This is a genomic window from Streptomyces sp. NPDC087422, assembly GCF_044744145.1.
GTDB lineage: Bacteria > Actinomycetota > Actinomycetes > Streptomycetales > Streptomycetaceae > Actinacidiphila.
Window position 1 is genome coordinate 648,257 of record NZ_JBIUXT010000003.1, and the last position, 23,993, is coordinate 672,249.

The following is a 23,993-nucleotide window of genomic DNA, read 5'->3' on the forward strand; positions in this document are numbered from 1 at the left end:
TTGCTTCTACGGCAGCACCTCAGCGTCCACCTTGGAGAAGATGAGGTCGCTCTCGTCGGTCACCGGCCCCCGCCAGCGGACGGGTACGGCCGCCGGACCGTGCAGCGCGGAGGGATACGTCGCCGCCGCGTACTCGTTGGCCAGCCGGTAGACGTGGAAGCCGGCGCTCTGCATCGTGTTGAGCAACTCCTCCACGGAGTCGCCGAGTTGCTCCATGCGATCCGGGGTGACCTCGACCGTCACTTCGGCGTCAGGCCGCAGGCGTTCGAGCAGCGGCGCCATACCCCGTACGACGCTGCCCTCCGCGCCCTCGACGTCGACCTTGATGACGCGCGCCGTCGCGAGCTCGTCGTCGTCCAGGACGTCGGGCAGCGGGAGCGCCTCGATGTCGAAGGTCGACTCCGCCGGGCCGTCCCACGGCACGATGCTGTTCGCGCCCATGTTGGCGGAGCTGGCCAGTATGAAAGTGAGGGTCTGCTGCTTGTCGGAGACGGCGGTGTGGACGGCGCGGATGTTGGTGACGCCGTTGAGCCGGGCGTTCTGCTCAAGCCGTTCGTTGAACGCCTGCGACGCCTCGATCGCCACGACCCGACCCTCCGGGCCGACGAGCTGCGCGGCGAGGACGCTGAAGTAGCCGACGTTCGCGCCGACGTCCACGTACGTGTCGCCGGGCCGTAGCCGCCGCTGGAGCCACTGCGTCATCCGCGGCTCCCACACCCCGAACAGGTACAGATACCGCTGAATGAGGTCCTGAGTGTCGACGGCGAAGCGGGCCCCGGTTGCGGTCTCGGTGACCCGCCGGCGCGGCTCGTCGCGCAGCCGCGGATTTAGGTAGCGACCGGCCAGAGGCGCCTTCCCGACGGTGCCCGGGGCGTTGCGGACGTACCAGCGGCCGAGCGTGACCAGGGCCTCTGAAGTGGGGTTGCTCATCCGTTCGCCTCTCCGCAGGTCGCCACGCGCACGGTAGCACCGCGGCCCGTCGCAGCCTTCGAGCCAGAAACCCGAAGCGCGCCCCCAAGCCTCCGGCACGCCCCTAAAATCCTCAAGACGTCTTTATGACTCATGGGGGAGGGCGAGGACGGCGTGGACACTTCCGAGCAGCTCGTGACGATCGCGGCCGTTCTGCTCGGCGCCCTCACCACGTACGTCACCAACCACTGGACCGAGCGCCAGCGCATCCGCCGCGAACTCCTCACCCGCTGGGACGACAAGAAGCTCGACGCCTACGAGGGCTACGTCGATCGCGTGCGTGCCGGCGTCTTCCTCGCCGTCGAGCTGTACGAGCACACCGAGGACATCCGCCGCAGCGACGAGCCCGAGTCCGCGCTCCGCACCCAGCTCACCGAGGCCGCCCACCTCCGAGGCCGCGCCTTCGAGCGCATCATGCTCCTTGCCGGCGACGCCGTCGTAGAGGCCGCCCACGACCTCAACGCAGCCGCCCTGGCCGTCGACTGGCAAGCCACGGGCAAAACCCCCGACACCCTCACCGCTTGGCGCGACCGCAACCGCGCCGTCTTCCGCGCCATCAACGCTTTCCACGAGGTGGCCCGCGAAGACCTCGGCGTCAGCGGCACCCTCACGGGCGACACCCACCCGGACCGCGACCTCTTGCTCCCGCCGGCCCGTCGTAATGACAGCACTAGGTCTTGATGGTTTCCTCGGTGTCGCCGTCTTCATCAGTTGGATATCAGTGGGTCTTGAATCGGTGGGCATGGTGAGAAACGTTATACTTATGTGGGAGCAATAAATGCTCTTGCTTGTCGGCCCTGAACGTCGCAGCAGGTCGACACCACCTGTGATGGACAGGACTGGGGGTTCTCACCTACTCTCCCTGATCAACCTAGAGTACCCGAAGCGTGTTTCCGGAGTATTAGGAGGCTTCTGTGATCCCACGCCTCGACCTTCAGGTCAATCCGTCATTCCCTGAGAGTGTGCCCATGAGAATGCCTTCTGAGGATGAAGTCGACGAAGAAGGATACGGGTTCTTCCAAGGCGTGTGGAACATCAGCGGTGCCAGCCACGCCGATGCTCTCACTATAATCACGGAAGAACGTCACTTGGTTGATCTGGTGGACCAGGTGGCCGCGTCACCGGAGGAGTTTGAAGCCGTCGCCACAGCAATTGAGAATGGGACACCTGACTCCCTGCCACAGGGTTTCGCGGCTGCCCATCCGCGCAGTGAAATTCTAGAGATCGTCGGAGACGGCGACAGGGAAGAGAGCGTACTTGACGGTCTGGAGATCGGTGTTGCGGGCCTGTCCTTCGCGCTCTCGTCCATCGGCTGCTTTCCCGCTGCAAGCTGTCGGAGTCATACCTCTGAACACTCTTGGTCAGAGGAGCCCGTCGTTCTTTTCGCAGCAGAACGTACGACCGTTCATTGGCTCACAGCGATGGTTCGGGAAAGCGGCTGTGGGTTCGGGGATGGAAGCGGCCGCGGCGACTTGTTGTACGTGGAAGCGCCGTCCATCACCAATCTCATGGACCTAGCGAACCGGATCATGGCCACAGCCGGACGGCAGTCGTTCAATCGCTAATGTTGCTCGCTCAGGAATCTGGTGCTACCGGAAAGGCAGTTAGGTTGAAACTCGCCGGGCGGCGGGGGCAACGCCAAATCTCAGTGCGTACCGGAAGACTATTGAGCATAAGGCAGCGGTATCCTAACCGACACGGCTCACGTGGTCAACCAAGGTTTTGCCGATGACCTCACCTAGGCGTACGGGTACTGCATTTCCAATCAATCGGCCCAGCCGGCTGAAACGAACTTTTTCATTTGGACCCAAGAAATTGTACTCCCTGGGAAACGTTTGCAGCATCGCAGCCTCGCGTAGCGAAATTGCGCGATCCTGGGACGGATGGCCGAATCGACCGTTTCCGTAGCCGAAGCACTGAGTCGTGATTGTGGGAGCTGGGGCGTCCCATTCCATGCGCCCGTAGACACTGGGGTAAGTGGCGCCTGTGCTCTTCTGATGGCAAGCAGCGACCAATTCGGGATCCCAATCGCGCCAGGTTCCGCCCGGTTTAGATGCTTTGATACGCCGCAAGTTTATTTCACTCAAGGAAGATGCCGTGTGGAGCGGATCACTGGCATGGTTCTGTCCAGCCTCAATAGGAGGGAGTCCGGCGATTTCTTGCCGTACCGTTCTGGCAGCTTCCTTGTACTGCGATGTAACGTCTAGCCCGGCATCGCCCAGTTTGGAAGCCAGCAATACTAGTCTTTTGCGCGATTGAGGAACCCCGATTTTTGCACATTCTACGATAGACCACTTCACTGTGTAGCCATCTAGGTGCTTGAGGAAACTCTTGAAGACTTCATGATCCGCAAGTTGTGCAACATTCTCCATTGTGACGAGGTCCGGCTGGATTTCTTCTACAAGCCTGCCGAAGCTGAGAACGAGTTGCCAGTCCTGGCTGCGCCTCTTACTTCTGCCGCTCTGACTATAGGTTGAGAAGGGCTGGCATGGTGCGCACCCCGCGAGGAGAGAGTACCTACCACCCTCCAGGAACGGCGATAGATCGTTGCCACCTACGTTGGTCACATCGCGTTCGATAAACGGCGCGGCATTATTCGCCTCGTAGGGGAATCGGCAATGCGGGTCTAGATCGACCCCTGCTTTTACCTCAATCCCACTACGCACGAGACCATGCGTGAGTCCACCAACACCGCAGAACAGGTCCACGGCAGTGATGAGAGGGCCCGTGGACTGGTTCATGTCGTTGCACCATTCGGTCTACTAATTGGACGGAGAAAATCAAACGAGTCGATGTACTGCTTGAAGTTGTCGATCACCTCGCGCAGGTATTTTTCAATGTTCTCTGCTGTCTCGCGAAGTTCGGATACGGCAACCCCATCGGCGCAGTCAACAAAGGAGATAGATCCATGGGCTAGGCTGTTTCTGCGGTTTTTAACTAGCTTCAGGGGGCCTAATCCATCGCGCTTCTGTCTTTTGACCCCTTCCTGTGTCGGCTTGCTCAACGAGATTTGGCAACCCAGCCGCTTGGCCATCTCATGAATGGACTCATCATCCCAGTTACCACCACCACCAGTGTCGATCGCAAAGGTTGAAACTGGCAACTTATTGACGATGTGATCGCTCATTCGGAGAGCATACTTTAGACGGTTTACCGGGGACAGTTCGATGTGGGTACCCGCCACGGCGCGTACCCACTCTTGGTGGAGATATTCGTTGAGGTCATGTGGCTGCCATTGTCCGGCCGCGGCGGCTGCGTCGGTTATAGCGGCGACGCACCGAGCCATCGTCGCCTCAACTAGGTTATAAAGTTGTAGGTATACGCTTGAGTAAAGGATTTTCTGCTGATCAGCACTAATTGGATAGTTGGAACCGGCGATGCGGGGAACACCAGATTGCGTTGCTGTTTCTACCTGGTCTAGCAATTCTAGATACGCATCGACTTCACCAAAGCGTTCCTCGAAGAACGGTAGGAGATCTCCCGTGCTCATACTGATACCAGCTTGACTCTGACAAAATTGATTCGTCCTTCAAGTCGTGCGCGAGCATTTGCGCCGTCTGAGCCCGTAACGCTCGTAAATTCAGGCCCATTAACCCAAGACATAACTTCAAATTGGGCTTGATCGAAATTCATGAGTTCGGGCCGCTCCCGCATTGCCCAGTACGAGCCAATGGCGATCGATTCGTATCTCGCTCGCGGAGTGGATTTAGCTCGCGCCGTCTTGCGGAAACCGTTCGGGAACGCCTGCTCGACGAACTTCAGCATGTTCTGAAAACGATCTCTGTAAGTACTGGCGAGTGACGCGTCCTCGCGGAATGCTTGGTTCATCTTCTTTGCGTACTCGAAGATAAAATCTGACGGGCGATCCCTATATTCTGTCAAACCGTCACCGTATGCGAAAAACCGCGTGACGAGTTCATCATAGCCACGCTCAAGCCTGAGCTTTTCGCTCATAGGTGCAAGCTTGGCGAGCAATGGGTCGTTTGAGAGTTCGACCACCAAGCTAAGGAACGGGCCTGCCAGTGCTCCACGGCGGACTTCTGCGGTGTTCGCAATTTTGCTGCCTGTATTGATCCGCTCGAACATGTCAAGACGCGCGATGTCATCGGCATGTTCATTCAATACAATGCCACGAATCGATCGATTCCTTATTTTGCGCTGCCGGGACTCGGGGAGATCGGCGAATCGAAAGCCTGAGGTAAGCGAAAGCTGCTCCAGCTCGCCGAGGCGCAAGTTTCCGTAGAGAAACTCCTCCAAGGTGCGAAGTCTCTGAGATCCGTCGACGACCTCAAGTTTTCCATCTGGCATTTCCCAAAAAAAGACAAATGGAATGGGGAGGCCCATGAGGACGGATTCAATAAACTTTGACTTGCGCTCGTGCTCCCAGGTGTACTCGCGTTGATAGGAGGGGACGACGTACTCACCGTCACGCATCTTGCTAGCCAGGATTTCTACCGAATATTCCGTAATGTAGAAATCGATGCGCTTTGACTGCTCAATGATTTGCTGCTCAGCAGCATCCTGCGACGCAGGTGCGATCACCGGATCGTCGTTTGTCATGCGCTACCGTCCCCATACCCCGTGAGTACCCCAGGCCAAGGCCGTGTCCTGGCCGACGTATACACGATCATGCCATAGCCTGTCTCGCTTTTTCGGGGACCAGCGACATCGTCGAGGAGCCGGTTGAGGTGGCTGCGGATGATGTTCTTTGGGACAAGAGGGCTCTGGCCTGGGGCTCGGCGCTGGGTCCGCGGTGCGGCGGAGAGGTACGCACATCTGTGCGGCACAGCTGTGGCTGGCCGTGCTGTAGTGGGCCATACACGGGCCAACAGGTGCTCCAGTGCGGCTCAGATCCCGCCGGCCCCAGGTCAGGCGCGGACTGCCTTCGTTGAGCGCGCACCTCTTGAAAACCGTCGTGGCAGCGATGTCACCGTGGGTTCAAATCCCACAGCCTCCGCCGAGGTAGTTGTATGTGCAGGCCAAAAGGGGTGTCCCGGAAATCGGGACACCCCTTGGTCTTGCTCCCTGTCCAACCCTGACCCGCGTATGTCCCGCCGTCGACCAGTGCGTGTGGACCAGGCGTGGACCGGGTCCACGGCTCTTCGTGCGCATCACTCGGGGTATTCGGCCTGTTCAGCGAGGGCGCGGGAGATGCGGTCGTTGTCCTGGTCCTGGCGGCCCTTGATGACCTTCGCGTAGAACCGGAAGAGCACGGCGCCGCTGTGCCCGGCCCGCCGTGCGGCCTCCACCGGGTCGACGCCCGCCTTGATCCACAAGGAGATGCCGGCCTGCCGCAGGCAGTACGGCACCTCGGCGAGCGGCGTCTCCAACTCCTCGGCGGAGAGCACCTTTCCCCGCGCCGCCTGCCGCATCTCGGTGTACTCGGTGGGACGTACGCGCCCGCCGCCGACAGCGCGGAAGAGCCGGCCGTCCGGAGCGGTGCCGTACGTCCTGATGTGGTCGCGGAACATGCGGACGAGGACCGGCGGACGGCACCGATCTGGTCGCCTTGCGTGCACGGCGCTTGAGTCCGCGCTTCTCGTACGGCTGCCCGTCGTCGGTCCAGCCCGATCCGACTTCGGGCCGTGACTCGGAGAGGACGAGTTCGCCCCAGGCATCCTCGTCCTCCTCGTCGGGGAGGAGGCACCCTGTTTCGCCGAGTGCCGCGGCTTCGGAGGGTCGTGTCGAGGCGTAGTGGAGGCAGCCGAAGAACGCTTCGAGATGCTCGCCGACGTGGCCGCCGCTTCCCGTTCCCGGGGCCGCGCCTTCGAACGCATCATGCTTCTGGGCGGTGACGACGTCGTTGAGGCCGCCCACGACCTCAACGCCGCTGCCCTGGCCGTCGACTGGCAGGCCACCGGCAAGACCCCGGACACCCTGGAAGCCTGGCGCGACCGCAACCGCGCCACCTTCCGCGCCATCAACGCGTTCCACGAGGCCGCCCGCGTGGACCTCGGAGTCTCGAGCAATGTCACCGGCGAAGCCCACCCCGCCCGTGATCTCCTCCTCCCCCCGGCCCGCCGCGATAACAACGCCGGCACCTGAGGGCGATGCGGGGCTCTCCTTCCTTGCGTCCTCTCGGCCGTCCATGGTCCCTGGGTGGCCAATGGATGCTAAGGATGTCGTGGGGCTCGCTCCCCGCCTGCACGTTGCTGTGTCGAAGAGCGGGCAAGTCTTGCCCTGGTGGCGAAGTGCCTGAGTGTTGGCGGATTATTGCAATAAGGAATATATATCCGAATCTCGGCAGGTGAGTAAAATTGGCCGTCGAACCGAATAAAGCCCCAGGTCATTCACTCTGCTCCCCGCCCGCGCGGGGCTGTTCCCTTCTGGGAGGCCATCCCGGTCGGCATCGACGTCTGCTCCCCGCCCGCGCGGGGCTGTTCCCGCGGTGAACAGCAGCGGCGACAGCGTCCTGGCCTGCTCCCCGCCCGCGCGGGGCTGTTCCCGCGCCCGAAGCTGATCCCGGAGGCATCGGCGACTGCTCCCCGCCCGCGCGGGGCTGTTCCCCTGGACTGGATGAACACCGGGGCCGAGTACCTCTGCTCTGCTCCCCGCCCGCGCGGGGCTGTTCCCGCGCCCGGCGATGCCGTGTGCCATTTCGGGGACTGCTCCCCGCCCGCGCGGGGCTGTTCCCAAGCTCCAGGGCAACCTCAAGGTCGCGGCGAACTGCTCCCCGCCCGCGCGGGGCTGTTCCCTCTTCGGCGGTGAGTTCTACGACGGTGTCATCCTGCTCCCCGCCCGCGCGGGGCTGTTCCCTACCAGGGCGTCGGTGAAGGCTCGGCGGACATCTGCTCCCCGCCCGCGCGGGGCTGTTCCCTGTCAGTTGATCCCGTAGGGACCTTGCGAACCCTGCTCCCCGCCCGCGCGGGGCTGTTCCCTCGACAGCGGCGGTGATCAGTTCGCTTGTAAGCTGCTCCCCGCCCGCGCGGGGCTGTTCCCTCCGACAGTGCGATGCTGAGCTGTCCGGCGGCCTGCTCCCCGCCCGCGCGGGGCTGTTCCCTCCTTGGGTACCTCCGCGTCCGAGCCCAGCACCTGCTCCCCGCCCGCGCGGGGCTGTTCCCTCCTTGGGTACCTCCGCGTCCGAGCCCAGCACCTGCTCCCCGCCCGCGCGGGGCTGTTCCCCGCTCGCTGGTGCGGTGGCGATCACCCGCAAGCTGCTCCCCGCCCGCGCGGGGCTGTTCCCTCCGACAGTGCGATGCTGAGCTGTCCGGCGGCCTGCTCCCCGCCCGCGCGGGGCTGTTCCCCGGCCGCCCGTGCACCGCCTCGCTGCCGACCGCTGCTCCCCGCCCGCGCGGGGCTGTTCCCTCGGCCCAGGAGGCGAACAGGGTGTGCTGGCCCTGCTCCCCGCCCGCGCGGGGCTGTTCCCTGCGCCAGCCGGATCAGGGCGGGCCGGTAGTCCTGCTCCCCGCCCGCGCGGGGCTGTTCCCGCGCGCTTCCTGATGAAGCCTTTCACGACGCCCTGCTCCCCGCCCGCGCGGGGCTGTTCCCCCCGTCGTCGAGCCAGTTCGGCAGGCGATCGACTGCTCCCCGCCCGCGCGGGGCTGTTCCCCGCCGGTCGCCGACATAGAGGGGCTACGGAACCTGCTCCCCGCCCGCGCGGGGCTGTTCCCCACAGGTACTCGTGTGTGCCGAGCGCGTGCACCTGCTCCCCGCCCGCGCGGGGCTGTTCCCCCCCCGAGTTCTTCGCCCGGACGGTGTACGTGCTGCTCCCCGCCCGCGCGGGGCTGTTCCCCGACCGGCAGCAGGAGCGCAGACACACCGCAGCTGCTCCCCGCCCGCGCGGGGCTGTTCCCGACGCTCCGCAGAACGTGGATGCTTTCGTGCTCTGCTCCCCGCCCGCGCGGGGCTGTTCCCCTCAGCTTCGCGACGCCGCGCGCGGTGCAGGACTGCTCCCCGCCCGCGCGGGGCTGTTCCCGCTTACGTTGGACGTGTGCTCCCCGCGCGCGGGGCTGAACCCAGGTGCAGGCCGATCACGGCGAAGCTCTTGTAGTGCTCCCCACACACGTGGGGTTATTCAGCCGGGTCGGTCTGCATCGAGAACTTCCGCTGTGTGGCGCAAACTTGGCTTGTCGGACTTGATGGCGGCAACTGGGCGGCGCCTCAGCCTGTCGACGCTCTACTCGGCGTCGGTCTTATGAGGGTTGCTCCGTAGGTCTGTATCTCGCGCACCGGCAGCGTGCGACAGGAGGTCGGGGCAAGACTCGCGTCTCTGTTGGTTAGACCCTCGGCGTTGGCCCCTACCTGGGTCCGTGCCGGGATCCGTGCCCTGGGAGGCGTGCAGGCGGCACGGGCGTGGCTTCGCGTCGCGGTGCTCGTGCTCGTGCTCGTGTTCGTGTTCGTGATCCAGGTCATCCTGGTAATGCCGCGAGCATACCGATCATCCTGGTCGCCGGTGCGGTTCTAAGGACACCTTGTGTGTGCGGTGAGTAGCTTCGACTCACCGCACACACGGCAAGTAACGGGTTCGATCAAACATCTACCATCGGACAGCCGTGGGTGAAGAATCGTTGGCACCGGTGATCACTATTGGTCAACTTGCGCAATGGTGTTGTCGGACGTGGATCGACGGTGTCGAATATGCCAATGGCTCAGCCTCGAATAGCACTCCTGAGGTCTGCCTTCTCCCTCTCTGTCGCGGCGCGGAGCGCGTGGGGGAAGCATGATCGGGACACCGATGGGTGGCTGCCGTTGTGGCGGCACATGGCGGACAGCGGGGCTGTGGCCTGCCGGTTGTGGGATGCGTGGCTGCCGGGGAATGTGAAGGCGCTGGTGGGGGAGGCGCTGCCCGGAGGGGTGGAGGACGGGCGGCGGTTGGTGGGGTGGCTGGCCGGGGTGCATGACATCGGGAAGGCCACGCCGGCCTTCGCGTGCCAGGTCGATCCGCTCGCGCAGGTCATGCGGGACCACGGTCTCGACATGCCGTCGTTCGAACGGCTCAGGGAGGACCGCAAGTTGGGCCCCCACGGGCTGGCCGGTCAGCTCTTGTTGAGTGAGTGGCTCAATGAGAGGCACGGGTGGTCCAACCGGGTCAGCGGACAGTTCGCCGTGGTGATCGGCGGCCACCATGGTGTGCCGCCAGGGCACCAGCGCATTCACGATCTCGCGCTGCGTCCTGAGCTGATACGTACGCGGGGGAAGAACGAATCGCGCTGGAAGGCCGTGCAGTTCGAGCTGATGGCCGCCTGCGCGGAGGTGGCGGGCATCCGTGAGGACGACTTCAGCGCGTGGAAGTCGGTGAAGCTCTCCCAGCCGGTCCAGGTCACGCTGACCGCGATCGTGATTCTCGCGGACTGGATCGCCAGTTCGGCAGACCTGTTTCCGTGCATCACGGCGGAGGGGACGCGGCGGTCGCAGTCGGAACGGTTGGAGGCGGCCTGGCTGGGCCTCGACCTTCCCGGCACCTGGGAGCCGGACGAACCGGCGGGTACAGCAGCCGACTTGTTCGCCGCGCGCTTCGACCTACCGCAGGGCGCGTCCGTCCGCCCCGTGCAGGAACAGGCGGTCGGCATCGCGCGGGAAATGGAACCGCACGGCCTGTTGATCATCGAAGCACCCATGGGTGAGGGCAAGACGGAGGCGGCTCTCGCGGCGGCAGAAATTTTGGCCGCGCGCACCGGGGCGGGCGGTTGCATGATCGCATTGCCCACGCGGGCGACCGGCGACGCGATGTTCGCCCGGCTGATCGACTGGATCGGCCGACTGCCGTCCGACGGGCCGCAGTCCGTCTTTCTCGCCCATGCCAAGTCCGCGCTCAACGACACCTGGGCGGGCCTCGCCAGCCGCAGTGCCCGCACGGTCGCGGCGGTCGATCTCGACGGCGGGGACGAGTTCGACGGCCCCAACGCCCGGCAACGACGTCGTCCTTCCGGACTCCAGGCCCACCAGTGGCTACGTGGACGGAAGAAGGGGCTGCTCGCGTCCTTCGCGGTGGGGACGATCGACCAGGTGTTGTTCGGCTCGTTGAAGAGTCGCCACTTGGCCCTGCGCCACCTCGCATTGGCGGGCAAGGTCGTCGTGATCGACGAAGTCCACGCCTATGACGCCTACATGAGCACGTACCTGGAACGTGTGCTGGAATGGCTGGCCGCATACCGGGTTCCGGTCGTGCTGCTGTCGGCGACCCTGCCCGCCGGCCGCCGCCGGGCGCTCGCCGAAGCGTACGCAGGTCACCCTGTGTCCGAGGCCGACCGGTCCGGCGACACGTCCGCCGCAGCGTCCGCCGGGACGTATCCACTGCTGACCGCCGTCTCGCCCGGCGGCCCCACCGTGGTCCGGCAGCCTCCCGCCGCGTCCGGCCGCCGCACCGACGTCCATGTTCAGCCGCTCGACGACGACGTGACCATCCTGGTCGACCGCTTGGAGGACGAACTCAGCCAAGGCGGTTGCGCACTGGTGGTACGTAACACCGTCGACCGCGCGCAGGAAGCGGCGGGGCGGCTGCGGGAGCGCTTCGGTGAGGAGCGGGTCACGGTCGCCCACTCGCGCTTCGTCGCTGCCGACCGGGCCCGCAAAGATGTTGAGCTGCTCGACCGCTTCGGCCCCAGGAGCAGACGCCCCGAAGGCGCGCACATCGTCGTGGCGACCCAGGTTGTCGAGCAGTCCCTCGACCTCGACTTCGATCTCTTGGTCACCGACCTTGCCCCGGTCGACCTGATATTGCAGCGGATGGGTCGGCTCCACCGGCACGACCGACCGCGCCCCCCTCGCCTCCGGGACGCGCGCTGCCTGATCACCGGCATAGCCGACTGGGCACAGGATCCGCCGGAGATCGCCCGCGGCTCGGTCAAGGTCTACGACGGAGAACACCTGCTGCTGCGCTCGCTTGCCGTCCTCCGGCCGCACGTGGAAGGGCGCCCCTTACGTCTGCCCGAGGACATCAGCCCACTCGTACAGGCGGCGTATGGCGATGATCCGCTCGGCCCGGACAGTTGGGCCGCAAAGATGGCGCAGGCCAGAGTCGCCTACCGCGCGCTCCTGGCCGAGAAGTCCGACCGGGCCGAGGCATTCCGGCTCGGTCCCGTACGCCGCGCGGGTCGACCGATCATCGGCTGGATCGACGCCGGAGTCGGCGACGCCGACGACACCGCGGCAGGACGCGCCCAGGTACGCGACACCGACGACACGCTCGAAGTCCTCGTGATCCAGAGGCGAAGCGACGGAACGCTGACCACATTGCCGTGGCTGGACAAGGCAAGGGGCGGACTCGACCTGCCCGAGCACGCCGTACCGCAGGGGAGAGCGGCCCGCGCCGCCGCCGCGAGTGCGCTGAACCTTCCCTGGCACTTCTCCAAATCCTGGGTGATCGACCGGACGATCCGCGAGTTGGAGAAATTCTGTCCTGCGGCCTGGCAGGTGAAGGAAAGCCCTTGGTTGGCAGGGGAGTTGTTCCTGGTCCTCGACGAGGACCGCCGAGCCCGGCTGGTCGGTGCCGAGGTCCGCTACAGCCCGTCCGACGGGCTTCTCGTGGTGCCGGAAGGTGCCGACGACGTAAGGGTGGTAGACGGAGTGCCCTCATTCGACCTGGTGTCCCGGCCCTGGATTCCCGTGCAGCGACTGGACGGGACGACGGACGAGATGTCCCTGCGCGACGTCTTCGCAGAGGCTGCCGGGCTCCGGCGGATCGTCGGCGACGTACCGACGCAGGAGTTCGCCCTGATTCGACTACTGCTCGCCGTCCTGCACGACGCCGTGGACGGCCCGCGAGAGATCGAGGACTGGGGTGAACTGTGGGAGTCCGACGAGCCCTTCACCGCGGTACCGGAGTATCTCGACCGGTATCGCGACCGATTCGATCTGCTCCATCCTCAGCAGCCGTTCCTCCAAGTCGCCGGTCTGCACACGGAGAAGAACGACATCGGTCCACTGAGCAGAATCGTCGCCGACGTTCCCAACGGCGATCCCTTCTTCAGCATGCGTCAACCCGGTCCCGATCGGCTCGGATTCGCCGAGGCGGCGCGCTGGCTCGTGCACACTCACGCTTTCGACACGTCTGGGATCAAGTCGGGAGCCGTTGACGATCCGAGGGCGAAAGGCGGCAAGGGCTACCCGTCAGGTGCTCTGGGCGTCGGTTGGGCCGGGAACCTCGGCGGCGTCTTCGCCGAAGGCGACACCCTCAAGGAAACCCTGCTGCTCAATCTGATCTCTGCGGACAACGACTTCCTCCAGGTCCACACGGACGACAGGCCCGTATGGCGCCGACCTCCCCTCGGCCCGCAGCCGATCGCGGCGGACCCCGACGACCCCCGCCCGTCCGGCCCTCGTGACCTCTACACCTGGCAGAGCCGACGCATCCGTCTGCACCACGGCGACGGCGAGGTGACGGGTGTCGTCCTCTGCTACGGCGACCCCTTCGCCGTGCGCAACCGGCATCGGCGCGAACCCATGACCGCGTGGCGCGACAGTCCGACTCAGGCGAAGAAGTGGGGCGAGCCTCAAGTCTTCATGCCGAGCCAGCACGACCCGAGCCGCGCGGCGTGGCGCGGTCTCGCCGCTCTTCTCGGTGACAAGGGCCGGGGGAGGGAAGGCGCCGAGCAGCGGCAGAGAGCAGAGCGCACTCTGCCGCCCGGAGTCGTCCAGTGGCTTGCCCGGCTCACGTACGAGGAGTATCTGCCGCGACTCGGCCTGCTGCGCACCCGGATCGTCGGGGCCAAGTACGGCACACAGCAGTCGGTCATCGACGAGATCACGGACGACGAGATCCTGCTCCCGGTCGTCGCGCTTCACGCGGAGCGACCCCTCTACGGGAAAGTCGCAGTCGCTGCCGTCGCCGACGCCGATGACGCGGTGAGGGCGCTGGGCCACCTCGCGGGCAACCTCGCCCAGGCAGCCGGTTCCGACCTGGGACCGGCCACGGCCACAGCCCGTGACCTCGGCTTCGCCGCGCTGGACAGCCCGTACCGGGCGTGGCTCAGCGGCCTGCGGAACATCTCCGACCCTGAGGAGTACCGCGGTCAGTGGCAGCGGACGGTCGGTACGACGATCCGCGCCCTGGGGCGAGAACTCCTCAACGACGCGGGGCCGGCGGCGGCCGAGGGACGGTACGTGGACCTGCCGGACGGCAATGGCCGACGCTGGCTGAATGACGCACAGGCCGAACTGTGGTTCCTGGTGAACCTGAGGAAAGTCCTGCCGTTGGCGCCGAGTCCGTCCGTCGCGCCCACCGGCGCCGCGATCGGCTCGGGCGGTGCGGAGTCCGGTGAGGAAACAGTGCTCGTCGCTCACTACGCGGCCGGCACACAAGACGCAGCAGACGTAGCAACGGAGCCCGCGTGATGACCACAACCGTCCCCAACCCGTCCGGCGCCCGCGGATACGACCTCATTGGCACAGCGACCGACCGCTGCATCCGCAGGCTCCAAGGCGGCTACCGAAACGACCGGCCGGCCGCGGTCGCGACCGTGGCCAGGCTGCGGCGCGGCGTCGGCCGTCCCGCCTACGACGTACAGGACCTCTGGGGACTGACCGGCACGGAGGAACTCGCTCTCGTCATCGCCGAATCCGCGACCGGCACCGTACAACGGCCGGACGAGGAGCGAGCGGACGAGGCGCTGAACATGGCGGTCACCTTGTGGGCCCTGCACCAGCAGTCCCTCCGCGACACCGACACACACGTCCCCGGTTACGGGCTCGGCCGGTCCGTGCGCCTGCTGATGGTGCCCGCGGCCGTCAGGACAGTGGGCGGTCCGGCCCCGGCATCACCGGTCCCTGTGCCTTCCGAACCGGAGATCGACGAGGTGATCCGCCGACGGTTCGTGCGGGTCGGCACCGCCACCACCCTCGATGTCCTCGCCCAGCGCCTGCGGGAGATCGTCCTGCTGCTTCGGAAGAACTCCATTCCGCTCGACTACGCGCTCCTGGCCGATCAGCTCTACCGCTGGCAGCGGCCCTCGGCCCAAGCCGACGTCCGCAGGACATGGGGCCGGGACTTCCACGCGGCGGGTGTGGTGCCCGGCCGCCGAACGCCAAAGGACTGAAAGCGCGCACGCCGGGCAACGCCAAACGCACTGCTGGCTTCTGACGTTCCCTCAGACACTCATCCGCACTTCCATGCGACAGGACTCAGGACCGTGACCCGAACCATCATCGACGTGCACATTCTTCAGACCGTTCCGCCGAGCAACATCAACCGCGACGACACCGGATCGCCCAAGACCGCGGTCTACGGAGGTGTCCGTCGGGCCCGGGTCTCCAGCCAGGCCTGGAAGCGGGCCACACGAAAGGCGTTCGACGACCTCGTTGACCCTGCAGAATTGGGCGTGCGAACCAAGAAGGTCGCTGAAGCGGTCGCGGAGCGGATCCTCGCGCACGAGCCGGCCCTCGACCGTACGGCCGCGCTCGCGCTGGCCGCCGAGACGCTGCGTACCGCCACCGGTTCGAAGATCGATCCGCCCAAGCGCAAGGCCAAGGAGGGCGAGCCCGAACCAGCGCCGGAAGCGTCGTACTTGATGTTCCTCAGCGCCCGCCAGCTCGACGCGCTCGCGGAACTCGCCCTCAAGGGCAGCGAAGGCAAGGGCGATGTCGCCGTCCTCAAGGGCTTCTTCAAGAACAAGGACAACAAGGCTCTCGCCAAGCACCTGGTGGACACCCGCCACTCGGTCGACATCGCACTCTTCGGCCGAATGGTCGCCGACGATGCCGGACTCAACGTCGAGGCGGCCACCCAGGTCGCCCACGCCCTGAGCGTGCATGCCGTCGACAACGAATCGGACTACTACACAGCCGTGGACGACCGGAACACCGGCGCGGAACCCGGCGCGGGCATGATCGGCGTCATCGACTTCAACTCCGCGACGCTCTACCGCTATGCGGCTCTGGATGTCGACCGCCTGCATGCCAACCTCGGCGCGGGACTGCGCGAGGAAGAGCACGCGGCGGCTCCGACCCGTCGCGCCGTCGAGGCGTTTCTGGAGGGCTTCATCACGTCTCTGCCCAGCGGCAAGGTCAACACCTTCGGCAATCACACGCTGCCGAGCGTCGTCCTCGTCAAACTCCGTTCGAAGCGGCCCGTCAGCTTTGTGGCGGCCTTCGAGCGAGCCGTCGCCCCGAAGCGCCGCGAGGACGGCTTCGTCGAGGAGGCGTGCCGCCGACTGGCCGCTCACGTACCGGAGTTGGAAGCGGCGTACGGCATCGCGGGCGACGAAGGAACCTGGCTTGTGCGGGTGGGCGAGGGAACCGGGCCGCTCGCCGCCCTTGGCGAGAGCATCAGCATTCCCGAACTGGTCTCGTCGATCGGCGAGTCGGTGGCTGAGCGGTTGATCCATGGCACGGCGGATTCCGCAGGGCGGGAGTCCGGCGCGTGAGCGTGCTCCTGCTGCGCCTGGCCGGTCCATTGCAGGCATGGGGCTCAGCCGCGCGATTCGCCCGCCGCACCACCGAGAACGCCCCCACCAAGAGCGGCGTACTCGGCTTGCTGGCCGCTGCCGAGGGCAGGGAACGCGATGCCGACCTCAGCGATCTGACGGAGCTGCGCTACGGCGTCCGCATCGATCAACCCGGCACGCGTATCAGGGACTTCCAGACCGCCCACCACTTCGACACGGACAAGGCGATGCCGTTGTCGGAGCGCTTCTACCTGGCCGACGCCGTATTCGTGGCGGCGGTCGAGGGGGAACCCGCGCTGATCGGGCGCTTGAACGCGGCCGTACGGGCACCGGTGTGGCTGCCGTATCTGGGACGCCGCTCGTGCCCACCGTCCCAGCCGCTCGACCTGGGTGTGTGCGACGACGCGGACATTGTGACGGCGCTGGGAGAGGTGCCCTGGCAGGCATCGGGCTGGTACCGGCATCGTCACGGCACGCCGCGCGAGCTTGCGCTGCTGCTCGACTGCCCGCCCGGCACGCCCCCCGACCAGAGCTTCCGTGACGCGCCGGTCAGCTTCGACCCGCGGCACCGGCGTTACGGGCTGCGCGGTGTGGTGGCGGACTGTGTTCCGAACCCGTCTGTCGAGCGTGCCTCTGTTCACGATCCGACGTCGACCCTGGGAGCCGTGTGATGTTTATGACCCGGTTTCGCCTCAACACCGCCCGCCGTGACGGCCGCGCATTGCTCGGTTCGCCGCACCGGATGCACGCCGCCGTCGCGATGGCGTTCCCCGAACTGCCCGTGCGAGACGGCTCAGGGCCGCGTGTGCTCTGGCGCGTCGACCGCAACTCGGCCGCCGAAGTGGTGCTGTTCGTCGTCAGCCCCACCCGTCCTGACCTGACACATCTGGTGGAACAGGCCGGCTGGCCCGCCGCCTCGGACACACCGGGCTGGCAGACGTACGACTACGGGGCCTTCCTCGCCCGGCTGTCCGTCGGGAGTACGTGGACCTTCCGGCTCACCGCCAACCCCGTGCACTCCATCCGTCGCACGGACGACGAGCAACGCAAGCGCACCGCGCACCTCACCGCCCGCCATCAGAAGGCGTGGCTGCTGGAGCGGCAGGCCTCATCGGGCTTCGCCGTCGTCGAAAAGCCGCCCGAGACAAGGCTGTTGGAGTACGGCGACGAACTCCAGCTCGTCCTCCGGGACAAGCGGGACCTGCGGTTCGCAAAAGCAGCCGAGCGCCGCACCGTCTCCCTCACCTCGATCACGTACGACGGCCGGCTCACGGTGACCGACCCGGACGCGCTGCGCCGCACCCTCACCCAGGGTCTGGGCAAGGCGAAGGCGTACGGGTGCGGGTTGATGACTCTTGCTCCGGTGGGCTGACCGATGAGCACGGTCGGCAGGCGCGGTGCCGCCACGCCGCGCGAACTCACCCGTATCGGGGACCGGTTGTCCTTCATCTACCTGGAATGGTGCGTCGTCCACCGTGACGACAACGCCATCACGGCCGAGAGCGCCGACGGCGTGACACACATACCGTCCGCCACGATCGGCACGCTGCTGCTCGGTCCCGGCACGCGTATCACCCACCAGGCGATGAGCGTCCTCGGCGACTGCGGGGCGGGCGTCGTCTGGGTCGGGGAGCACGGCGTCCGCTTCTACGCGGGCGGGCGCGCTCTGACCCGCTCCTCCGGACTGGTCGAGGCCCAGGCTCTCGCGTGGGCGAATCCGCGGCGACGGCTGGACGTCGCCCGCGCGATGTACCGTCTGCGGTTCCCCGACGAAGACCCGGCGGGCAAGACGCGCCAGGAACTCCTCGGCATGGAGGGGCGCCGCCTGCGCCAGTGCTACCGCGCCGAATCCGAACGCACCGGCGTTCCGTGGCGCCGCCGTGAGTACAACCGGGACGACTTCGCGGCTGGTGACCCGCCCAACCAGGGTGTCACCGCTGCCGCTCAGTGCATGTACGGCATCGCGCACGCCGTCGTCGCCGCCCTCGGCTGCTCGCCGGGCCTCGGGTTCGTGCACTCGGGTCACGAACGCTCCTTCGTCCTCGATATCGCCGACCTCTACAAGACCTCGGTGGGCATTCCCGCGGCCTTCGACGCGGCGGCGGAAGGACCGGAAGACGTGGCGTCCCGAACGCGGCGGGCCGTCCGGGACCGGGTCAACAGAACGCGACTGCTGGAGCGTTGCGTACAGGACATCAAAGACCTGCTGGGCTACGACGCCGTGCGGGAGGATTCGGACACCGCGGCAGGCGACCGTGTAAGTCTCCAGTCCGACCACGGCGTCGAAGTCGAGAGCGGCCGCAACTACGACTCCGAGATCGTTTGGTGAGGGCATCCCCGTGACCGTCATCATCCTCACCAACTGCCCGGCCGGTCTCCGTGGCTTCCTGACCCGCTGGCTCCTGGAGATCTCCCCGGGCGTCTTCCTCGGCGCCCCGTCCGCCCGTCTTCGCGACGTCCTCTGGGCCGAGGTCCGCCAATACGCCAACCAGGGCCGTGCCCTCCTCGCCTACCAAACCGACACCGAGCAGGGCTACACCTTCAAGACCCACGACCACGCCTGGCACCCGATCGACCACGAGGGCCTCACTCTCATCCACCGCCCCCACCCCGGCCGCCGCTCCGACTCCTCCCGCTCCTCCGCTTCCCCACCCACCACCGGTTGGAGCAAGGCAGCGAAGCGCCGCCGCTTCGGCGGCGGAAGCTGAGGGGTGCGCGATGCGGTGGCGCGGAACCCGCGGCGCGCCGTGCGCGGCGCGGGAGCGATGGGGACATCGAGGCGATATGTCCGAATCTCTCAACTTAAGTAAGATCCGGTGCTGGCCGTTCCAACACACCAGGCCAAACACTGTGCTCCCCGCGCCCGCGGGGCTGTTCCCCCCGCGAAATTCGTCGAGTTGACGCCGCACAGGTGCTCCCCGCGCCCGCGGGGCTGTTCCCTTGGACAGCTCGATCGACCGGGGCCTGTGGCAGTGCTCCCCGCGCCCGCGGGGCTGTTCCCTTCGCGTTCAACGCGAAGATCCCGTTGGGCATGTGCTCCCCGCGCCCGCGGGGCTGTTCCCTCCGCAGACGACGACGGGGAACCGATCCACAAGTGCTCCCCGCGCCCGCGGGGCTGTTCCCGCCGGGGTCTTGTACCCCGCCACCCGGCTGAAGTGCTCCCCGCGCCCGCGGGGCTGTTCCCTCGACGGGCGCGCCCGGTACGACGAGGCGGACGTGCTCCCCGCGCCCGCGGGGCTGTTCCCCGGGTGTCACCCGGGTGTGCGGCGTTCCACGCGTGCTCCCCGCGCCCGCGGGGCTGTTCCCCGCGCCACGCTCTACGGCAGCAGCACCACCGTGTGCTCCCCGCGCCCGCGGGGCTGTTCCCGCTGCGCCGGAGGTGAGCATCAGCTCGGCGTCGTGCTCCCCGCGCCCGCGGGGCTGTTCCCGTCGCAAACCACCTTCGGATCGGATTTGCCGAGTGCTCCCCGCGCCCGCGGGGCTGTTCCCCGACGAAGTCCGCCAGCCACGCCAGCGTCGAAGTGCTCCCCGCGCCGCGGGGCTGTTCCCGTCATGGACGCCGCGCCTGAGCTGCTGAGCCCGTGCTCCCCGCGCCCGCGGGGCTGTTCCCGCCCACATGCACAGCGTGTACGTTGCGCCTGGGTGCTCCCCGCGCCCGCGGGGCTGTTCCCCGACGTGGTCATGAGCAGCAGGGCAACGGGTCGTGCTCCCCGCGCCCGCGGGGCTGTTCCCTGGCGGCCGTCGCAGGTGTGACGGTCCCCGTGGTGCTCCCCGCGCCCGCGGGGCTGTTCCCGATGGTCGTCAGTCCGCGGCGCAGCCGGAATTGTGCTCCCCGCGCCCGCGGGGCTGTTCCCCTACGGGACCGTCAGCCCGCCGGCGGCGGATGGTGCTCCCCGCGCCCGCGGGGCTGTTCCCTTGGTGTCGCCGTCCAACGTGACATCGGCCTTGTGCTCCCCGCGCCCGCGGGGCTGTTCCCAAGCGACGCCGCCGCGAAAACCATTTCGCCAAGTGCTCCCCGCGCCCGCGGGGCTGTTCCCCCGAGCCCACCCGGTGGGACCGCGCCTGGGCCGTGCTCCCCGCGCCGCGGGGCTGTTCCCCGGTGAGCCAGTGCACCACGACCACGTCGCAGGTGCTCCCCGCGCCCGCGGGGCTGTTCCCAGCGTCGCTTTCTCGGCAAACGGGCCTTGGAAGTGCTCCCCGCGCCCGCGGGGCTGTTCCCTGGTCGCGCTCCGCTCGCAGCCGCTCGACCTCCTCCGCCTCCGTGCTCCCCGCGCCCGCGGGGCTGTTCCCCGTTTCGGCCGGGGATCCGGGGGCTCTCCCCGCTGCTCCCCGCGCCCGCGGGGCTGTTCCCCAGGTGTCGCATGTCCGTGAGTACACGGCGTCCTGCTCCCCGCGCCCGCGGGGCTGTTCCCGGGTTGACGGTGCCGTAGTCGATGCCCACGCACTGCTCCCCGCGCCCGCGGGGCTGTTCCCTCCGCGTTCTCGCGCACCGGGTAGGAGTCGCCCTGCTCCCCGCGCCCGCGGGGCTGTTCCCGGTGGCCGGTCCAGGACTGTGGCCGGGCGGCGCTGCTCCCCGCGCCCGCGGGGCTGTTCCCATGCGCATGCTGCCGAAGCACCACATGCTGCTCTGCTCCCCGCGCCCGCGGGGCTGTTCCCCCGTTCCTGGCGTGGCACGAGGCCGCCGCCCTCTGCTCCCCGCGCCCGCGGGGCTGTTCCCTCACGGCGGGCACGCCTCACAGGCTAAGGAGGCCTGCTCCCCGCGCCCGCGGGGCTGTTCCCAGCGTGAGCACGATCTCGCCGAGCCCGGAGCTCTGCTCCCCGCGCCCGCGGGGCTGTTCCCGAGATCAGGCTGTCCGGCCAGGGCGTCGGCAACTGCTCCCCGCGCCCGCGGGGCTGTTCCCAGGCCGCGCGCCCTCGCCTCGGGCAACGAGCCCGCGACGTGCACTGCTCCCCGCGCCCGCGGGGCTGTTCCCAGCGACGTCACCGCAAGTGTGGCCAAGTTCGTCTGCTCCCCGCGCCCGCGGGGCTGTGCCCGTGCGGGTGATCTCGTCACCACGGCGCTCCCACTGCTCCCCGCGCCCGCAGGGCTGTTCCCTTTAGGGCCATGAGCGCATCGCCTCCGAGTGGCTGCTCCCCGCGCCCGCGGGGCTGTTCCCACCAGCAGTCCGACCAGGACATTGCGGACGCCCTGCTCCCCGCGCCCGCGGGGCTGTTCCCCGCAAGACCGTGATGGCCCTGGAGAACGGCCACTGCTCCCCGCGCCCGCGGGGCTGTTCCCATCACCATCGTCATCCACGGCGCCCCCGCCCCCTGCTCCCCGCGCCCGCGGGGCTGTTCCCACGGCCGCGTCGGGGCCGCTGCCGTTGCGGTACTGCTCCCCGCGCCCGCGGGGCTGTTCCCGAGGCCGACGCCCTCGACGGCGTCCTGGCGCTCTGCTCCCCGCGCCCGCGGGGCTGTTCCCGCCCTCCAGCGGATCAACCCAGGCTCTTCGTAGGAAAGAAGCGGCGCGAGTCTGTATGGCCGAGCGGTTTTGAAAGCTGTCGTGGCAGCGATGTCACCGTGGGTTCAAATCCCACAGCCTCCGCGGTAGGTAGTGAACATGCAGGTGGGGTCGGGTCTCGATGCGATCGGGAGCCGGCCCCACCTTTTGTGTGTCCTGTGGCGCTCCCTGTGTCGTCGGTTTCTGGTGGTGACCGGAAAATGGCTGAAAAGGGGCAGGAACGTTTTGGCGCTTGGGGGGACTGGGGGGTGGAGGGGGTGGGGGGTGGGGGTGGGGGAAAGGGTGGGGAATGGGGGGTTTGTCGACAGATCGTCACGCTTGCGGGGGAAAAGAGGGGGAGGGGCGGGTTCGGGAGGGGTGGGGTGGGCAACTCTGGTCTCGGCGACGCCGCTCGAAGAAGCAAGACGGCACCGCGGTCGGCCAACCGCGGTGCTCCGGATCGGACCGGGCTTCCACAAGTCCGGACAGTTCAACTAGTCCCGCAACATGTCCCCTTGGAGGGAACACCATGGCAAGCATCCGTACCGTCCGTGCCCTGGCCGCCGTTGCCGCACTGCCGCTGGCGGCCGTGCTGTTCGCCGGCACGGCCTCGGCAGACGACGGCGCGTTCGCGGGTGGCCACTCGAACGCGACGGTGGTGAGCAACTCCGGCGGCAACGTGGGGGGTGGCAACTTCGGCAATGTGACGACGACGCAGCAGGCGGCCACCGGGGCCGGGGCGTCGAACCAGAACAACACGGCGAGCGTGGCCGGTTCCGGCTTCACCGCCATCCACCAGGACAACGTCAGCATCCACTTCTCACAGCTCTGGTGACCCGCGCCGCGGGTTCGGCGGCGGCGTGAGGGGGCGCCCCGCCACTCCTGACCGGTGACGCGTACGCGCGGCGGCACGCCATGTGCCGCCGCGCGCACGCGTTCCACGGCAGGATGATCGAAGCGGGGAACGGCGAGGACGGTGAACGGTGGGCAGGAGTACGGCGGACGGCGTGACGCTGCTGGTGGTGGGGTCGGCCAACGCGGACCTGGTGGTCAGGGTCGACCGCCACCCGGCGCCCGGCGAGACGGTGCTCGGTACGTCGGGCGTGGCCGTGCACGCGGGCGGCAAGGGGGCCAACCAGGCTGTCGCCGCGGGCCGGTTGGGCGCGCGGGTGGGTTTCTGCGGGCGGGTCGGGGCGGACGCGTACGGGGAACGGCTCACCGCCGAACTGCGGTCCGCCGCCGTGGACACGACCGCGCTCGGCACCGAGAAGACGGTGCCCACCGGCATCGCGCTCATCACGGTCGCGGCCGACGGCGAGAACGCGATCGTGGTCGTACCGGGCGCCAACACCGCGCTCACGGCGGCCGAAGTGACCGCCGCGGTCGGGCCGGCCGTGCGCGTGGTGTCCGCGCAGTGCGAGGTCCCGATGGACGCGGTACGGGCCGCCGCCCGCGCGGCCGAGCGGCACGGCGCCCGCCTGGTGCTCAACCCCTCACCGCCCGAAGCCGTCAGGGACGATGCCGAGTCGGGTCAACTCCTGTCCTGCGCAGACCCGTTGGTGGTCAACGAGCACGAGATGCGCGTCCTGCTCGGCGCGGCTTCCGCCGCAGAGGCCGACCCGCGTGACCTGCTCCGGCTCGGTGTCCGGTCCGCCGTCGTGACCATGGGCGGCGCGGGCGTGACCGTCGTCGAGCGCCAGGACGTAAGCGGGGACGTAAGCGAGGGCGTACGCGAAGACGTGAGCGGGGACGTGCGTGCGGGCGTACGCGAAAACGTACGCGAAAACGTACGCGCGGACGCGGAGCCGCCCCGGGGGCGTACGACGCGGCTGCCTGCCGTCTCGGTCGAGGTGGTCGACACGACCGGTGCGGGTGACGCCTTCACCGGGGCGCTGGCCTGGCGGCTGGCGGAGGGGGACGGGCTGGTCGAGGCGGCGGGCTGGGCGGTACGCGTCGGGGCGGCGGCGGTCGGCGAATCCGGTGCCCAACTTTCGTCCACAGCCTGTGGAAAACTTCTGGCCGAGAGTGAGGGAGGTCGCGGGCCGGGCGGAAAACCCGCACAAGAGTCCGCCTCCGCCGCTGTCCCCGGACCCGCGCCCGCCTCCGGGCCCGCGCCCGCCCCCGGACCCGACCCCGATCCCGCCCCCGCTCCCGAGCCCGGCACGGAAGAGCCCCCGGCCTGAACCCGCCACCCCCGCAAGCCCATTGACAACAGCCGCCCTCCC

Annotated in this window: 17 protein-coding genes and 2 CRISPR repeat arrays; of the genes, 12 read left to right on the forward strand and 5 right to left on the reverse strand. The window is 67.7% G+C overall.

What is annotated here, in order from left to right; genetic code table 11:
- Positions 1-6: 6 nt before the first annotated feature.
- Positions 7-930, reverse strand: a complete 924-nt coding sequence (locus ACIO6U_RS12485; protein WP_401718103.1) for an FkbM family methyltransferase — start codon at positions 928-930, stop codon at positions 7-9.
- Between the two features lie 153 nt (positions 931-1,083).
- On the opposite strand from ACIO6U_RS12485, the gene ACIO6U_RS12490 reads away from it, so the two are divergent.
- Positions 1,084-1,650, forward strand: coding sequence for a hypothetical protein (locus ACIO6U_RS12490; protein WP_401718106.1), 567 nt, complete (start codon positions 1,084-1,086; stop codon positions 1,648-1,650).
- Between the two features lie 233 nt (positions 1,651-1,883).
- The gene (locus ACIO6U_RS12495; RefSeq protein ID WP_401718108.1) at positions 1,884-2,534 is read left to right on the forward strand and encodes a hypothetical protein; all 651 of its coding nucleotides are present in this window, start codon (positions 1,884-1,886) and stop codon (positions 2,532-2,534) included.
- A gap of 123 nt (positions 2,535-2,657) precedes the next feature.
- Here ACIO6U_RS12495 and ACIO6U_RS12500 read toward each other — a convergent pair whose 3' ends face one another.
- The 4 genes from ACIO6U_RS12500 to ACIO6U_RS12515 form a co-directional block, all read right to left on the reverse strand.
- Complete coding sequence (locus ACIO6U_RS12500) at positions 2,658-3,710, reverse strand: DNA cytosine methyltransferase (RefSeq protein WP_401718111.1); 1,053 nt, start codon at positions 3,708-3,710, stop codon at positions 2,658-2,660.
- Complete coding sequence (locus ACIO6U_RS12505) at positions 3,707-4,459, reverse strand: MAE_28990/MAE_18760 family HEPN-like nuclease (RefSeq protein ID WP_401718114.1); 753 nt, start codon at positions 4,457-4,459, stop codon at positions 3,707-3,709. The genes ACIO6U_RS12500 and ACIO6U_RS12505 overlap by 4 nt, the downstream gene beginning before the upstream one ends.
- On the reverse strand, positions 4,456-5,529 hold the full coding sequence (locus ACIO6U_RS12510) for a DUF262 domain-containing protein (RefSeq protein ID WP_401718117.1): 1,074 nt from the start codon (positions 5,527-5,529) through the stop codon (positions 4,456-4,458). Before ACIO6U_RS12510 ends, ACIO6U_RS12505 begins: the two co-directional genes overlap by 4 nt.
- A gap of 551 nt (positions 5,530-6,080) precedes the next feature.
- Positions 6,081-6,440 (reverse strand): hypothetical protein, encoded by a 360-nt coding sequence (locus tag ACIO6U_RS12515; RefSeq protein ID WP_401718120.1) that lies wholly within the window; start codon positions 6,438-6,440, stop codon positions 6,081-6,083.
- A 223-nt stretch (positions 6,441-6,663) separates the two neighbouring features.
- On the opposite strand from ACIO6U_RS12515, the gene ACIO6U_RS12520 reads away from it, so the two are divergent.
- From ACIO6U_RS12520 to ACIO6U_RS12565, 10 genes are all read left to right on the forward strand, one after another.
- Complete coding sequence (locus tag ACIO6U_RS12520) at positions 6,664-7,014, forward strand: hypothetical protein (protein WP_401718123.1); 351 nt, start codon at positions 6,664-6,666, stop codon at positions 7,012-7,014.
- A gap of 250 nt (positions 7,015-7,264) precedes the next feature.
- A CRISPR array of direct repeats spans positions 7,265-8,885; the repeat unit is 29 nt; unit sequence CTGCTCCCCGCCCGCGCGGGGCTGTTCCC.
- Positions 8,886-9,552: 667 nt separating this feature from the next.
- Positions 9,553-14,241 carry a type I-E CRISPR-associated protein Cse1/CasA gene (casA, locus tag ACIO6U_RS12525; protein ID WP_401718542.1) on the forward strand — a complete coding sequence of 1,563 codons (4,689 nt, stop codon included), beginning with the start codon at positions 9,553-9,555 and terminating at the stop codon, positions 14,239-14,241.
- Entirely contained in the window at positions 14,241-14,942 is a 702-nt protein-coding gene (gene casB / locus ACIO6U_RS12530; protein WP_401718126.1) for a type I-E CRISPR-associated protein Cse2/CasB, read from the forward strand. The genes casA and casB overlap by 1 nt, the downstream gene beginning before the upstream one ends.
- A gap of 93 nt (positions 14,943-15,035) precedes the next feature.
- Complete coding sequence (gene cas7e, locus ACIO6U_RS12535; RefSeq protein WP_391042170.1) at positions 15,036-16,268, forward strand: type I-E CRISPR-associated protein Cas7/Cse4/CasC; 1,233 nt, start codon at positions 15,036-15,038, stop codon at positions 16,266-16,268.
- The gene (gene cas5e / locus ACIO6U_RS12540) at positions 16,265-16,960 is read left to right on the forward strand and encodes a type I-E CRISPR-associated protein Cas5/CasD (protein WP_401718129.1); all 696 of its coding nucleotides are present in this window, start codon (positions 16,265-16,267) and stop codon (positions 16,958-16,960) included. Before cas7e ends, cas5e begins: the two co-directional genes overlap by 4 nt.
- Positions 16,960-17,661 (forward strand): type I-E CRISPR-associated protein Cas6/Cse3/CasE, encoded by a 702-nt coding sequence (gene cas6e / locus ACIO6U_RS12545; protein WP_401718132.1) that lies wholly within the window; start codon positions 16,960-16,962, stop codon positions 17,659-17,661. Before cas5e ends, cas6e begins: the two co-directional genes overlap by 1 nt.
- 3 nt (positions 17,662-17,664) lie before the next feature.
- Positions 17,665-18,618 carry a type I-E CRISPR-associated endonuclease Cas1e gene (cas1e, locus tag ACIO6U_RS12550; RefSeq protein ID WP_401718139.1) on the forward strand — a complete coding sequence of 318 codons (954 nt, stop codon included), beginning with the start codon at positions 17,665-17,667 and terminating at the stop codon, positions 18,616-18,618.
- 10 nt (positions 18,619-18,628) lie between these two features.
- On the forward strand, positions 18,629-18,997 hold the full coding sequence (gene cas2e / locus ACIO6U_RS12555) for a type I-E CRISPR-associated endoribonuclease Cas2e (RefSeq protein ID WP_401718142.1): 369 nt from the start codon (positions 18,629-18,631) through the stop codon (positions 18,995-18,997).
- A gap of 143 nt (positions 18,998-19,140) precedes the next feature.
- Positions 19,141-21,750: direct repeats of the CRISPR family, unit length 28 nt; unit sequence TGCTCCCCGCGCCCGCGGGGCTGTTCCC.
- A gap of 547 nt (positions 21,751-22,297) precedes the next feature.
- The gene (locus ACIO6U_RS12560) at positions 22,298-22,603 is read left to right on the forward strand and encodes a hypothetical protein (protein ID WP_188281503.1); all 306 of its coding nucleotides are present in this window, start codon (positions 22,298-22,300) and stop codon (positions 22,601-22,603) included.
- Between the two features lie 148 nt (positions 22,604-22,751).
- Positions 22,752-23,951 (forward strand): ribokinase, encoded by a 1,200-nt coding sequence (locus ACIO6U_RS12565; RefSeq protein WP_401718145.1) that lies wholly within the window; start codon positions 22,752-22,754, stop codon positions 23,949-23,951.
- The last annotated feature ends 42 nt before the right edge of the window (positions 23,952-23,993 follow it).